This window comes from Ponticoccus litoralis, assembly GCF_039769985.1.
GTDB lineage: Bacteria > Pseudomonadota > Alphaproteobacteria > Rhodobacterales > Rhodobacteraceae > Ponticoccus > Ponticoccus litoralis.
Window position 1 is genome coordinate 2,601,249 of the sequence record NZ_JBDNCH010000002.1, and the last position, 14,175, is coordinate 2,615,423.

Here is a 14,175-nt window from a genome sequence, read left to right on the forward strand (position 1 = left end):
TGGCATGGCCTCCGGCGCCGGTGCCTTGAACATGCCGATGAAACGCGCCGTCGAAAGGGTTGGTGCCACGGGGCGCCGGAATCGGTGCCGGTTTGCCGGAAGCGGCCCCTGCGCCGCGCGGGTTTCGGCCACGCCGCACCGCGGCAGGGCGCGCGACCGGGGGTTTTCGCCGGTCCGGGCGGGAAGGGCGGCAGGTTCCCGCCCCTTTTCGTGGTCTCTGGACCCTTGGCGCCGCACCGCCTATAAGGCGGCACATGATGACCCCCACGGCTTTCATCATTCGAATTACGTGCCCGGCACTCTGAACGCTCAGACTGCCGGGACAAGGCGTATGGGATACCGCGCCGCACGCACCCCCTGACAAGACTTCCGTTTCCAAGGACAAGGCACATGTGCGCCGAGACGCCTGACTACAAAGATACCCTCAATCTGCCGAAGACCGATTTCCCCATGCGGGCGGGACTGCCCAAGCGCGAGCCCGGCTGGCTGGCGCGCTGGGAAGAGATCGGCATCTACGACCGCCTGCGCGAGAAGGAGGGCCGGACGCCCTTCACGCTGCACGACGGCCCGCCCTATGCGAACGGCCACCTGCACATCGGTCACGCGCTGAACAAGACGATCAAGGACATGATCGTGCGGTCGCACCAGATGATGGGCCACGATTCTGCGCTACGTGCCGGGCTGGGACTGCCACGGCCTGCCGATCGAGTGGAAGATCGAGGAACAGTACCGCAAGAAGGGCCGCAACAAGGACGAGGTCAACGTCGTCGACTTCCGGCAGGAGTGCCGCAAGTTCGCCGAGGGCTGGGTCGACGTGCAGCGCGAAGAGTTCAAGCGCCTGGGCATCACCGGCAACTGGGCCGACCCCTACCTGACCATGGCCTTCCACGCCGAGCGCGTGATCGCCGAGGAGTTCCAGAAGTTCCTGATGAACGGCACGCTCTACCAGGGCTCGAAGCCGGTCATGTGGTCTCCGGTCGAAAAGACCGCCCTGGCCGAGGCCGAGGTCGAGTACCACGACAAGGAAAGCTTCACGATCTGGGTGAAGTTCGCCGTGCTGGGGGAGAGTGCGCTTGCCGGGGCCAAGGTGGTGATCTGGACCACGACGCCCTGGACCATCCCGTCCAACAAGGCCGTTGTCTACGGCGCCGACTATTCCTATGGCCTCTACGAGGTCACCGGCACGCCGGACGAATGCTGGCTGGAGGTGGGTGAACGCTTCATCCTCGCCGACAAGCTGGCCGGGCAGACCTTTGCCAAGGCACGTCTGGAGGACGGCCAGTGGCGCCGCGTCCGCGACGTGCCCGCCGATGAACTGGCCGGGCTGTCGCTGGCCCACCCGCTGGCGGGCGCCGAAGGATCGAACGGCGAATGGGACGAGCCGCGCGACTTCCGCGCCGCCGATTTCGTCACCGACGAAGAGGGCACCGGCTTCGTGCATTGCGCGCCTTCGCACGGGATGGAGGAATACGAACTCTACCGTGGTCTGGGGATGCTGGAACAGGTCATCACCTACAACGTGATGGACGACGGCGGCTTCCGCGCCGACCTGCCGTTCTTTGGCGGCACATACATCCTGAACCGCAAGGGCGGCGAGGGCGATGCCAACAAGGCGGTGATCGACAAGCTCGCCTCCGTCGGCGGGCTGATGGCGCGCGGCAAGATCAAGCACAGCTACCCGCATTCGTGGCGCTCCAAGGCGCCGGTGATCTTCCGCAACACGCCGCAGTGGTTCGCCGCCATCGACAAGCCGGTGGGCGACGGTCAGGACCAGAACGGCGAGACCATCCGCGCCCGTGCCCTGACCTGCATCGACAAGGTCAAGTGGACGCCGCAATCGGGCCGCAACCGCCTGTTTTCCATGATGGAGGCGCGGCCCGACTGGGTGCTGTCGCGCCAGCGCGCCCGGGGTGTGCCGCTGACCTGCTTCACGAAGAAGGGTGCGCTGCCGACCGACCCGGACTTCCTGCTGCGCGATGAAGCCGTCAACGCCCGCATCAACGAGGCCTTCGAGGCCGAGGGCGCCGATGCCTGGTACATGGAGGGCGCCAAGGAGCGTTTCCTCGGGTCCGACTATAACGCCGACGACTGGGATCAGGTCTTCGACGTGCTCGACGTCTGGTTCGACAGCGGTTCGACCCACAGCTTCGTGCTGCGTGACCGTCCCGACGGCACCGAGGACGGCATCGCCGATGTCTACATGGAAGGCACCGACCAGCACCGCGGCTGGTTCCATTCCTCTCTCTTGCAGTCCGTGGGTACCACGGGCCGCGCGCCCTATCGCAACGTGGTCACGCATGGCTTCACGCTGGACGAGAAGGGCAACAAGATGTCCAAGTCGCTCGGCAACACCGTGGCGCCGGAGGATGTGATCAAGCAATACGGGGCCGATATCCTGCGGCTCTGGGTGGCGCAGACCGACTACACCGCCGACCAGCGCATCGGGTCCGAGATCCTCAAGGGCGTGGCCGACGGTTATCGCCGGTTGCGCAACACCATGCGCTACCTGCTGGGCGCCGTGGCCTATTACGACGAGGCAGAGCGGGTCGAACCGGCGGACATGCCGGAACTGGAACGCTATATCCTGCACCGGGTCGCCGAACTGGACGCGGTGGTGCGCGAGGGCTATGCGCGCTTCGACTTCCAGCATGTCTTCCAGCAGCTGTTCAACTTCTGCACGCTGGATCTGTCGGCCTTCTATTTCGACATCCGCAAGGACGCGCTTTACTGCGACGGCGACACGGCGCGGCGGCGCGCAGCCCGGACGGTGATGGACATCCTGTTCCACCGCCTGACCACATGGCTGTCGCCGATCCTCGTCTTCACCATGGAAGAGGTCTGGCTGGAGCGTTTCCCCGAGGGATCCGTCCACCTGCAGGACTTCCCCGAGACGCCCGCAGCTTGGAAAGACGAGGCGCTGGCCGCCAAATGGGCGCAGGTCCGCCGCGCCCGGCGCGCGGTGACGGCGGCGCTGGAGGTGCAGCGGGTCGACAAGGTCATCGGCGCCTCGCTCGAGGCGGCGCCGGTGGTGCATGTGCGCGAGGCCGACATGCTGGCGGCGCTGAAGACCACCGCCTTCGAGGATATCATCATCACCTCGGACGTGTGCCTGACCGGCGATCCCTCGCCCGCCGAGGCCTTCCGCCTGCCGGAAGTGGACGGGGTGACGGTGGTCTTCGAAAAGGCCGAGGGCGAGAAGTGCCAGCGCTGCTGGAAGATCCTGCCGGACGTGGGCACGCACAGGCACCCCGGCACCTGCAAGCGCTGCGACGAGGCCCTCGGGCCAGTAAAGCCGACCACACCGACACGCCCCCGCCCGAACCGGCGGGGGCGTTGTCCTTTGCGGGATCGGCATCGCGGCAGCGCCGTGGCCAGCGTCCGGGGCCGACAGGGCCGCCCCGGTGGGGGCCTGCGTCCCTTTGACGCTTGCGCTAACGGGAGTCCGGGTGAGACTCTGGCCCCCATAGGCGGGGGCGAGATGACTTTGACGATCGCGATTGTGGGCGCTGGGATTGGTGGGCTGGCTGCGGCGGCGGCGCTGTCGGGCGCCGGGCACCGGGTCGTGGTCTTCGACCGGTTCGACGCGCCCGCGCCGGTGGGCTCGGGGCTGGTGATCCAGCCGGTCGGGCAGGCGGTGCTGGACGGTCTTTCTGTCGGCGACACGGCCCGGCGCCGGGGCGCCAAGGTGCACCGCATGCTGGGCCGCGACGCAGACAGCGGTCGCCGCGTGCTGGACGTCAGTTACGACGCGCCCGGGGTGCCGCGCTACGGGCTGGCGATGCACCGCGCGGCGCTCTTCGATGTCCTTCATGACGCCGCCACGGCTGCCGGGGCAGAGATCCGGCCCGGCCATCGGGTGACAGCCGTCGAGGCGGGCGCCGTTCGGTTTGCTGCCGGGCCGGAGGGGCCGGGCGGGCAGGACGGGCCCTTCGATCTGGTGGTCGATGCCTCCGGCGCCGGGTCGGTGCTGTCGCCCATGCGGGCGCGGGCGCTGAGCTATGGCGCGCTGTGGGCGACGGTGGACTGGCCCGACACCACGACGCTGCCCTACAACGAGCTTCGGCAGGTCTATCGCCGGGCCGACAGGATGCTGGGGGTGCTGCCGGTCGGGCATCTGCCGGGAGGGGAGGCGCGCAAATGCGCGATCTTCTGGTCTCTGCCCGCCGGGGCGCAGGACGACTGGCGTGCCGCCGGGCTGCAGGCCTGGCGCGCCGAGGCCAGCGCGCTCTGGCCCGAATACGCACCCTTCGCCGCCCAGATCACCGATCCGGCGCAGATGACCATGGCACGCTATTCCCACGGTACGCTGCGCCGCCCCTGGTCGGACGGCGGGCGCCTGGTCCATATCGGCGACGCCGCGCATCGCGCCAGCCCGCAGCTGGGGCAGGGGGCCAATATGGCGCTGCTGGACGCCTGGGCGCTGGCCCGCGCGCTGGAGCGGGCGCAGGGCGACGTGGCGCTTGCGGCCCGCTGGTACGCGCAGGCCCGGCGCTGGCACGTGCGCGGCTATCAGGGGATGAGCCGCCTGTTCACCTCTCAGTACCAGTCCGACAGCCGCGTGCTGCCGCTGTTGCGCGACCGGGTGCTGTTTCCGCTGTCGCAGGTGTCACCGCTGCCGGGCGTGCTGACCCGGCTGGTCTGCGGCGACCTGCTGCCGCCGCTGGGATCGCTGTCCAACTGAGGGCGGTCGGGCCCGTCCTGCGGGCGCCGCGAGGCTGTTCCGGGGGCTGACCGGGCTGGTTTGTGGCGACCTGCCGCCGCCGCCGGGGGCTGTCCAACGGAGAACGGTCGGGCCCGTCCTGCGGGCGCCGCGAGGCTGTTCCGGGGGCTGACCGGGCTGGTTTGTGGCGACCTGCTGCCGCCGCTGGGGGCGCTGTCAAACGGAGAACGGTCGGGCCCGTCCTGAGGGGGCCGCGAGGCTGTTCCGGGGGCTGAACGGGCTGGTCTGCGGCGACCTGCCGCCGCCGCTGGGGTCGCTGTCCAACGGAGAGCAGTCCGGGGGCGTCCTGCAGGGGCTGCTGCGCTGGCGGTAACCCCACCGGCGTCGGAGTGCCCGGCGTGTCCGGCCCTCACCGGTCCAGAGCGTCCCGCCGGCGATCCGGGGCCGCCTGTCACACGGCTGCGCCGCGTGTGCCGCAGGGCAACGGTGTCTTGGCCGCAGGGGGCGTCCTATCCCTTTTCCGTCACCACCAGTCCGCTCAGCGACGAGCGGATGATGCCCCGGACCGAGGGTCGGGGGCGGCGGTGAAGGGCAGCGGGCGGCAGACCTCCATCGCGGCGACGCCGACGCGGGCGGTGAGGGCGCCATTGACCATGCCCTCTCCGAAGCGGCGCGAGAGCTTGCCCAGCAGCCCGCCGCCCAGAATGGGTTCCAGCATGTCGTCGCCCACGGCAACGGCGCCGGTCGCCACGAGGTGGGACATGACGGCGCGGGTCAGGCGCCAGCTGCCCAGCGTGCCCGAGCGGCCGCCGTAGATCTCGGCGATGCGGCGGATCATGCGCAGGTTGGCGGTCAGGGCCGCGACCACATCGGCCAGCGCCAGCGGCACCAGCGCGGTGACCGTGGCGACCTGCCGGGCGGCGGCCTCGACCTCGCGCCGGGCCTGCTTGTCGAGCGGCGCCAGAAGCGCGCTTTCTGCATGGGCCACGAGGCCTGCCGCGTCAAAGATCTCGTCCCGCCGCTCGGCCAGCTGCGCGCGGCCCCAGCGGGTGTCCTCGCGCGCCTTGTAGAGGGTCACGAGGTCGTCGGTCAGGGCGCGGGCCCCGGCCAGATCCTCGGCGGCAAGGACCTCTTGCGCGGCGTGATGCAGGCGGTCGATCTTCGCCAGCCGCGAGAAGGCGGCGATTTCCTTGATGGCGATGGCAAGGCAGACCAGGACGAAGGCCAGGATCAGCGCGGTGACCGCGTAGCCCAGGATCGGGTTGGCGGCGATCAGCCCGGTGGCGACATTCCACGCGGCGATGGAGGCGAAGGTGCCCACAAGCGCCAGCAGCAGCCGCCAGAACCAGCGCGCCAGCGCCGAGCCGGGCCGGGCGGTGAGGGCGGCGACGCTTTGCATCGCCTGCCCGCGCGGCGGGTCCAGATGCGGTTCGGGGACCGGCGGCGCCTCGGAGGGGCCGGGGGCGCTGTCGGTCTCGTCGAGGTCGAAGAGGACGGGGCCTTTGGGCGGGTTGGTCATGCGTCGTGCCCTTCGTTGAGGGAGGCGGGACAGGCGGCTCGGGGAGGGGGCTCTGCCCCCCGCCCTGCGGAGCGCCCCCGGGATACTTCCGGACAGAAGAAGCCCCGGCGTCGCGCGTCCAGGTGAGGTGGATTTCCGGCAGGCCTTCGTCGCTGGCGGGCGGGCGGGCGATGCGGGTGAAGCCTTCGCGCCGGTAGAAGCGGCGGGCGCCGTGGTTCTCGGCGAAGGTCCAGAGGTCGAGGCGCGCGGTCCGGGCCTTGGCGTCGGCGACAAGCGCCCGGCCAAGGCCGCAGCCCTGCGCGTCGGGGGCGACGAAGAGGGCGTGGATATAGCTGCCCTCGCGGGCGAGGAAGGCCAGCGGCTCGCCCTCGGCCTCGACCACGGTGACCCAGCCGCGGTCGATCATCTGGGCGGCATGGGCGATGTCCTCGGCGCCGCTGTGCAGGCGTGGCTTCCAGTGCATTGGCCCGGGCGGCCTGGGTGATCATGGCGCCCAGCCTGCCCGCATCGGTGGGCCGGGCGCGGCGAAGGATTGCGGTGTTCATAGCCGGTCGCCGATCAGGAACTGCGCGGCGCGGTCGAGGCGGATATGCGGCGGGCCTTCGCCCGCCTTCAGCGTCAGCGGCGCGGGCGCGAAGCGCATCACCGAGTAGTCGCCGTCGAGCCATGCCTCGGGCACCCTTGCGGGCGGGGCCAAGCAGGTGGTTCGGGTCCTCGGGCAGGGCGCCGGGGTAGAAGGCGGCCTGCCTGCTCGTGTCCAGTAGCGTGCCACGCACACAGGGCAGGGTCTGCCCGCCGTGGTCCATCATCTGCTCTGTCGTGGCGCGCAGGGCGGCGATGGAAAAGGCCTGCGTCTCGGCCCCGGCAAAGCGGGCGCGGTCGCGGGCGTCGCGGGTCAGCGCCTCCATGATCGCGGTCAGGCGGGGGTGTTGCAGGTGGTGCAGGTGGTCCGCCTTGGTGGCGGCGAAGAGGATCTTCTCGATCCGCTTGCCCAGGAAAAGCTGGCTGAGGAAGGCGTTGCCGCCGGGGCGGAAGGCGGTGAGGATATCGGTCAGGGTCTGGCGCAGATCCTCGACCGCACGCGGTCCGGCGTGGATCGCGCCGAGAGCATCGACCAGCACCACCTGCCGGTCGATGCGGCTGAAATGGTCGCGGAAGAAGGGTTTCACCACCCGCGTCTTGTAGCTGTCGAAGCGGCGTTCGAATTCGCGCCAGAGCGAGCGGCGCCCGGCCTCGGCATTGGGCGGCAGCGGCGCGAAGGTCAGCACCGGCGAGCCTTCGAGCTCGCCGGGCAGCAGGAAGCGGCCCGGGGAACAGTCGGAGAAGCCCGCCTCGCGGGCCTCGTGCAGCTGGGCGGTATAGGCCTCGGCCAGCGCCCTCGCGGTGCCCTCGTCCAGCGGTGCGGCGCTGTCGGTGGCCTTCAGCCGTTCCAGCAGGGCGGGGCCGCCGGGGCGGGTTTCGAGCCGGGTCAGCATCTGTTCGGACCACTGGCTGAAGGACTTTTCCATCAGCCCGAGGTCCAGCAGCCACTCGCCGGGGTAGTCGACGATATCCAGATGCAGCGTGCGCGGCCCCTGCAGGCCGGACAGCAGGCCATTGGGCCGGATGCGCAGCGACAGGCGCAGTTCCGACACCGCGCGGGTGCTGTCGGGCCAATGCGGCGCGCGGGCGGTCAGGGCGCCGAGGTGGGTTTCGAAATCGAAGCGCGGGAGGGTGTCGTCGGGCTGCGGTTGCAGGAAGGCCGAGAGGATGCGGCCCTCGGCCTGCGCGACGAGGCCGGGCATGCGCCCCCGGTCCATCAGGTTGGCTACCAGAGAGGTGATGAACACGGTCTTGCCGGCGCGCGACAGGCCGGTGACGCCCAGCCGGAGCGTCGGCTCGAGGAAGGCCTCGGAGAGCGTGCCCGTCACGTTCTCTACGCCGCGGGTGAGGGTGTCGGCGATGGTGCCAATGACCATGAGGGGCCTTTCCTTGCGCTTGCGGGAAACAGTTAGGGCCTAGGCGGGCCGGCCTCAAGGCTTTGGCGCCCGGGCCGGGCCGATCGGCGCGTCGGGACGGGGCGGGGGCAGGGGGGACAGGCCCGGCCTCCGGCGCGGGGGAGGACGGGGCCGGAGGTGCGGCGACTGCCCCCCGGGTCCGGCACCCCGGGCCGCCCGAGACAGTTGCGGGGGCGCGGGCGTCAGGGTAAGGCCCGGCCATGCCCCGCTATGCTCTTCTTGTGGAATATGACGGTCGTCCCTTTGCCGGGTGGCAAAGACAGGCGGACCAGCCCTCGGTTCAGGGGGCCATCGAGGCCGCGCTGGCGCGACTGGAGCCGCGCGCCCATACCATCGCGGCGGCGGGCCGCACCGACGCGGGGGTCCATGCGCGCGGGCAGGTGGCCCATTGCGACATGGTCAAGGACTGGGACCCGTTCCGCCTGTCGGAGGCGCTGAACCACCACCTGAAGCCAGCCCCGGTGGCAATCCGCGCCTGCCGGGCGGTCCCGGACGACTGGCACGCGCGCTTCTCGGCGGTCGAGCGGCGCTACCTGTTCCGGCTGCTGATGCGCCGCGCGCCCGCAACGCTGGAAACCGGGCAGGTCTGGCGGGTGATGCATTCGCTGGACGTCGAGGCCATGCGGGCCGGGGCGGCCTTCCTGGTGGGGCAGCATGATTTCACCACCTTCCGCTCGGTCATGTGCCAGTCGCACTCTCCGGTGAAGACGCTGGACGAGATCCGCATCGAGCAGATCGAGGGCGCGGCGGGGCCGGAAATCCGGTTCTCGCTGCGGGCGCGGTCCTTCCTGCACAACCAGGTCCGTTCCATTGTCGGCACGCTGGAGCGGGTCGGCGCCGGGGCCTGGCCGCCCGCCCGCGTCGGCGAGGCGCTGGCGGCGCGGGACCGTGCGGCCTGCGGCCCGGTCTGCCCGCCGCACGGGCTGTACCTGACCGGCGTGGGCTACCCCGACCCGGTTTTCTGAGGCCCCGGGGCCAGAGGCCACTCCGGCGGTGCCGCGCCCCGGGCTGTGCTTGTCCGCCCCGATCTCACCGCAGGGCCGGGTGCCGCCGCTCTGGCCTCTTGCATTGCGCGCCGTTTTGCGCAATCTGCGGGTCATGACGCACGTGATCCGCATCCGACGAGCCTGACCTCGCCCCCTGCCGCGCCCCGATCCGGGGCCGCGATCTCTCTCTGCGTCTGCAACCCCCCTAAAACCTTGACTCGGCCCCGGTGCCTTGCCACCAATCGGGCCTCTTCACTTCCCGAGGATACCTCTATGATCGCCTCCGTTCTGCCCACCTACAACCGTGCGCCGCTTCACTTCGTGAAGGGCGAAGGCTGCTGGCTGATCGAGGAGGACGGGCGCCGATTCCTCGACCTCGGCTCGGGCATCGCCGTCAACGCGCTGGGGCATGCCGCGCCGGAACTGGTGCAGGTGCTCACCGAGCAGGCGCAGAAGCTCTGGCACGTCTCGAACCTCTACGAGATCCCGGGCCAGCAGGCGCTGGCCGATGCGCTGGTCGAACGGACCTTCGCCGACACGGTCTTCTTTACCAATTCGGGCACCGAGGCCTGCGAACTGGCGGTCAAGATGGCCCGCAAGTACTGGCACGACAAGGGCAAGCCGGAGAAGGTCGAGATCCTGACCTTCGAGGGCTGCTTCCACGGACGGTCCTCGGCGGCCATCGCCGCCTCGGGCGCGCCGAAGATGGTCGGCGGCTTCGGACCGGTGCTGCCGGGCTTCGTGCATCTGCCCCGGGACGACCACGAGGCCCTGACCGCCGCGATTACCGACAAGACCGCCGCCATCCTGATCGAGCCGATCCAGGGCGAAGGCGGCATCCGTGTCCTGCCCGACCAGTCGCTGAAGGACCTGCGCCGGCTCTGCGATGAAAAAGGCGTTCTGCTGATCCTCGACGAGGTGCAATGCGGCGTCGTACCGGACCGGCAAGCTCTTTGCCCACGAATGGGCGGGCGTCACACCCGATATCATGATGTCGGCCAAGGGCATCGGCGGGGGCTTCCCGCTGGGCGCGGTGCTGGCCACCGAAGAGGCCGCCAGCGGCATGGTCGCGGGCACCCACGGCTCGACCTATGGCGGCAACCCGCTGGGCTGCGCGCTGGGTCTCGCCGTGATCGAGCGCATCGGCAACGACGACTTCCTCGACGCCGTGCGCCAGCGTGCCGGTTTCCTGCGCCAGAAGCTCGAGGGCCTCGTCGCCGCCCACCCCGAGGTCTTCGAGGGCGTGCGCGGCATGGGCCTGATGCTGGGCCTGAAGTGCCGGACCAATGTCGCCGAGGTGGTCAAGGCGGGCTACGCGGCCGAGGTCATCACGGTGCCCGCCGCCGACAACGTGCTGCGCCTGCTGCCGCCGCTCAATATCACCGAAGACGAAATCGCCGAGGCCGTCACCCGCCTCGACAAGGCCGCCAGCGCCGTTGCGGCCTGATCTTCTTCTTGGCCCAAATACCCTCGGGGGTGCGGGGGCAGGGCCCCCGTCCCTCGGCAAAAAAGAAAAGCTTTGAAATGAAAAACTTCCTCGACATTCACAAGACCGACAAGGCCGATCTGCGCGGCATCATCGACAATGCCCGCGCCATGAAGGACGCGCGTCAGGGCCGCCCGCGCGGCGCCCCGGACGACACCCGTCCGCTGGAGGGGCGCATGGTCGCGCTGATCTTCGAAAAGCCCTCGACCCGGACCCGCGTGTCCTTCGACGTGGGCGTGCGGCAGATGGGCGGCCAGACCATGGTGCTGTCGGGCTCGGAAATGCAGCTTGGCCATGGCGAGACCATCGCCGATACGGCCCGGGTGCTGTCGCGCTACGTCGACATGATCATGATCCGGACCTTCGACGAAAGCGTGATCGAGGAAATGGCGGAGTACGCCTCCGTTCCCGTCATCAACGGTCTCACGGATCGCACGCACCCCTGCCAGATCATGGCCGACGTGCTGACCTTCGAAGAACACCGCGGCCCGATCGCGGGCAAGAAGGTGGTCTGGTGCGGCGATGGCAACAACGTCTGCGCCTCCTTCCTGCATGCGGCGGGGCAGTTCGGCTTCGACCTGACCTTCTCGGGGCCGGTCCAGCTGGACCCCGAGCCGGAATTCGTCGGCTGGGCGCGCGGGCAGGGCAGCACCGTGACCATCGAGCGCGATCCGAAGAAGGCGGTCGAAGGCGCCGACCTGATCGTCGCCGACACCTGGGTGTCCATGCATGACGCGCAATCCGCGAAAGAGCGGCGTCACAACATGCTGCGGCCCTATCAGGTGAACGCCGAGCTGATGGCGGCGGCCAAGCCGGACGCGCTGTTCATGCATTGCCTGCCCGCTCACCGCGAAGAGGAAGTGACCTCTCAGGTCATGGACGGCCCCAACTCGGTCATCTGGGACGAGGCCGAGAACCGCCTGCACGCGCAGAAGGCGATCATGCGCTGGTGCCCGGGCGTCTGAGCGGCAAGACCTCCGGTCCCCGGCGGGGCCGGAGCGGCTACTTCCGCGGTTTTGCCCGCAGGGTCGGCGCGGCCCCGGTCGGGTCCTCGGGCCAAGGGTGTTTGGGGTACTGCGCGCGCATGTCCTTGCGGACCTCGGCGTAGGACCCGGCCCAGAAGCCGGGCAGGTCCATGGTGGTCTGCACCGGGCGCTGCGCCGGGCTGAGCAGGGTCAGTTTCAACGGGCGCCGCCCCGAGACCGGATGCGTGGTCTGGCCGAAAAGCTCTTGCAGGCGCAGGGAAATCTCCGGGTGCTCACCCGAATAGTCGATGGGCACCTGCCGCCCCAGCGGCGTGGTGAAATGCGCCGGCACGGCCCTGTCGAGGGCCTGCATCTGGTCCCAGTCGAGCATGGCGCGCAGGGCGGGCAAGAGGTCGAAGCGCTTCCAGTCCTGTGCGCTCCGCACGCCCTGAAGATGCGGCAGCAGCCATGTTTCCACCGTGTCGCCAAGCGCCTTCAGGCTCATGTCGGGCAGGGCGGCGCCGCTCTCCCGGGCCAGCGCCACGCGGGCCATGAAGCGGCGCGCCGCGTCGCCCGGCGCGAGGCCCAGATCCCGGACCCCGTCGAGCATCGCAAGGCAGAGCGCATCCTCGCTGGCATCCTTCCAGAGGCGGTCGTCGAGGAAGATGGCGCCCAGCCGTTCTTGCCGTCTTGCAACAACGCGCCTGTCGCGCCTGTCCCAAGAGCAGCGATCAACCCATTCGATCTGATCGGAAAACTGTGCCCGGATCTCACCTTCCGAAATCGGAATGGCTTGCCGGATTCGCGCCTCGCGCGGATTTCCGTCGGTGTCGGTCACGACAAGAAAGCGGCTGCCTGAAAGCGGGTCGCCGTCGGGCAGGATCGCGCCCTTGCCGCCGGAGAGGACAAAGCGCGGCGCCTCGCCCTTCCGCCGCTGGCCGATCCGGTCGGGATAGGCCAGCGCCGCCATCTCGGCGACCGAGCGCCCGGCATCGGCGGTCCTGGTCAGGCGCGCGAGACGTTTCGCCTCTGTGCGGATGCGTTCAATCGCACCGCGGTCGACCCCCTGCGCCCGGGTCTCGGCGAAACGCCGGGGATCGGTCAGCGCCTCGATGCGCAGGGCAAGGTCTGTGGATGATCCTGTGAGCGGATCGCGTTCGGACAAGAGGGCGGCCAGCCGGGCGGCTTCCGGCCCGGATTCATGCAGCATATGGGCAAGCCGGGGGTGCAGGGGAAGGCGCGAAATCGCCTTTCCCCGGGGCGTGATCAGGCCCTTGTCGTCCAGGGCACCCAGCATCTTCAGCAGCGCCTGTGCCTCGCCGAAGGCGGCGGCGGGCGGCGGGGTCAGGAAGGGCAGCTGATCCGGCGCGGCGCCCCGGGCCGCCAGTTCCAGGGCCAGCGAAGCAAGGTCCGAAGCCTCGATTTCCGCGGGGGGAAAGGCGCTTGAAGCGCCTTCCTCCCCCTTCGTCCACAGCTTGTAGGCGATACCGGGTGCCACCCGCCCGGCGCGCCCGGCGCGCTGCGTGGCCTCGGCGCGGGTCACCCGTTCGGTCACCAGCCGCGACATGCCGGAGCCGGGATCGAAGCGTGCGCGCCGGGCGCGTCCGCCATCGACCACCACGCGGATGTCCTCGATGGTCAGAGAGGTCTCGGCGATCGCGGTCGCCAGCACCAGCTTGCGGCCCTGCGGCTCGGGCCGGATCGCCGCGCGCTGCGCGGGCAGGGGCATGGCACCGAAGAGTGTGTGCAGGCGGGTATCGGCGGGCAGGCGGCCCTTCAGGCGCGCTTCGGTGCGGCGGATCTCTCCTTCGCCGGGCAGGAAGGCGAGGATGCCGCCCTGCGTTTCCTCCAGCGCCTTCAGGATGAGGTCCGACATGGCCTCTTCCAGTGCGGCTGCGCTTGTCGAGCGGGCGGTCGAGCCAGCGGTCCTCGACCGGGTAGGACCGGCCCTGCGAGGTCACCACCGGCGCGCCCATGAGCTCGGCCACCGGGGCGGCGTCCAGCGTGGCGGACATCACCAGCAGGATCAGGTCGTCGCGCAGGGCCGAGGCGATGTCGAGGCAGAAGGCCAGCCCGAGGTCGGCATTCAGCGACCGTTCGTGGAATTCGTCGAAGAGCACCGCGCCCACGCCCGGCAGCTCGGGGTCGGACTGGATCATGCGGGTCAGGATGCCCTCTGTCACCACCTCGATCCGGGTCGAGCGGGAGACCTTGGCCTCGCCCCGCATGCGGTAGCCGACGGTCTGGCCCGGCTCTTCCCCCAGTTGTTCGGCCAGGCGCTGCGCGGCGGCGCGGGCGGCCAGGCGGCGTGGCTCCAGCATGACGATGCGGCCTTTTGTCAGACCCGCCTCGAGCATGGCGAGCGGCACGCGCGTGGTCTTGCCCGCGCCCGGCGGCGCCTGCAGCACGGCGCGCCCCGTCGCGCGCAGCGCGGCAAGTAGGTCGGGCAGGGCGTCGTCGATGGGCAGGCGGGTCATGTCAGCGCTTTAGCGCGGCGGCGGGGCGCTTGGCCAGTGGGGAGGGGGCGCTGTCCCCCGGCCCTCGCGGGCCTCCCCTGAGGTA

At 70.2% G+C, this 14,175-nt stretch carries 3 protein-coding genes and 6 pseudogenes; 5 read left to right on the top strand and 4 right to left on the bottom strand.

The annotated features are described in order from the left end of the window. Nucleotides 1–390 precede the first annotated feature (390 nt). Nucleotides 391–3,280: pseudogene (gene ileS, locus ABFB10_RS14000) on the top strand (isoleucine--tRNA ligase); the annotation flags it as partial. 198 nt (nucleotides 3,281–3,478) lie between these two features. Then, entirely contained in the window at nucleotides 3,479–4,681 is a 1,203-nt protein-coding gene (locus ABFB10_RS14005; RefSeq protein WP_347168017.1) for an FAD-dependent oxidoreductase, read from the top strand. A gap of 488 nt (nucleotides 4,682–5,169) precedes the next feature. Here the strand turns inward: ABFB10_RS14005 and ABFB10_RS14010 are convergent. The 3 pseudogenes from ABFB10_RS14010 to ABFB10_RS14020 all read right to left on the bottom strand — a co-directional run bounded on the left by ABFB10_RS14010 (nucleotide 5,170) and on the right by ABFB10_RS14020 (nucleotide 8,137). Continuing rightward, nucleotides 5,170–6,179, bottom strand: a pseudogene (locus ABFB10_RS14010) (YcjF family protein). A 181-nt stretch (nucleotides 6,180–6,360) separates the two neighbouring features. Beyond that, a pseudogene (locus ABFB10_RS14015) lies at nucleotides 6,361–6,642 on the bottom strand (GNAT family N-acetyltransferase); the annotation flags it as partial. A 78-nt stretch (nucleotides 6,643–6,720) separates the two neighbouring features. Continuing rightward, nucleotides 6,721–8,137, bottom strand: a pseudogene (locus tag ABFB10_RS14020) (YcjX family GTP-binding protein). A 239-nt stretch (nucleotides 8,138–8,376) separates the two neighbouring features. Between ABFB10_RS14020 and truA the strand changes: the two are divergent. The 3 genes and pseudogenes from truA to argF all read left to right on the top strand — a co-directional run bounded on the left by truA (nucleotide 8,377) and on the right by argF (nucleotide 11,613). After that, nucleotides 8,377–9,141, top strand: coding sequence for a tRNA pseudouridine(38-40) synthase TruA (gene truA, locus ABFB10_RS14025; RefSeq protein WP_347166982.1), 765 nt, complete (start codon nucleotides 8,377–8,379; stop codon nucleotides 9,139–9,141). 294 nt (nucleotides 9,142–9,435) lie between these two features. Beyond that, nucleotides 9,436–10,609 (top strand): annotated as a pseudogene (locus tag ABFB10_RS14030) (acetylornithine transaminase). Between the two features lie 77 nt (nucleotides 10,610–10,686). Continuing rightward, nucleotides 10,687–11,613, top strand: a complete 927-nt coding sequence (gene argF / locus ABFB10_RS14035; protein ID WP_347166983.1) for an ornithine carbamoyltransferase — start codon at nucleotides 10,687–10,689, stop codon at nucleotides 11,611–11,613. A gap of 37 nt (nucleotides 11,614–11,650) precedes the next feature. Here argF and hrpB read toward each other — a convergent pair. Further along, nucleotides 11,651–14,090, bottom strand: a pseudogene (gene hrpB / locus ABFB10_RS14040) (ATP-dependent helicase HrpB). Nucleotides 14,091–14,175 lie beyond the last annotated feature (85 nt).

What these genes read in the sequence shown, in the direction of transcription:
- ABFB10_RS14005 (WP_347168017.1), top strand. Translation starts at nt 3,479, where the DNA reads ATGACTTTGACGATCGCGATTGTGGGCGCTGGGATTGGTGGGCTGGCT.
- truA (WP_347166982.1), top strand. Translation starts at nt 8,377, where the DNA reads ATGCCCCGCTATGCTCTTCTTGTGGAATATGACGGTCGTCCCTTTGCC.
- argF (WP_347166983.1), top strand. Translation starts at nt 10,687, where the DNA reads ATGAAAAACTTCCTCGACATTCACAAGACCGACAAGGCCGATCTGCGC.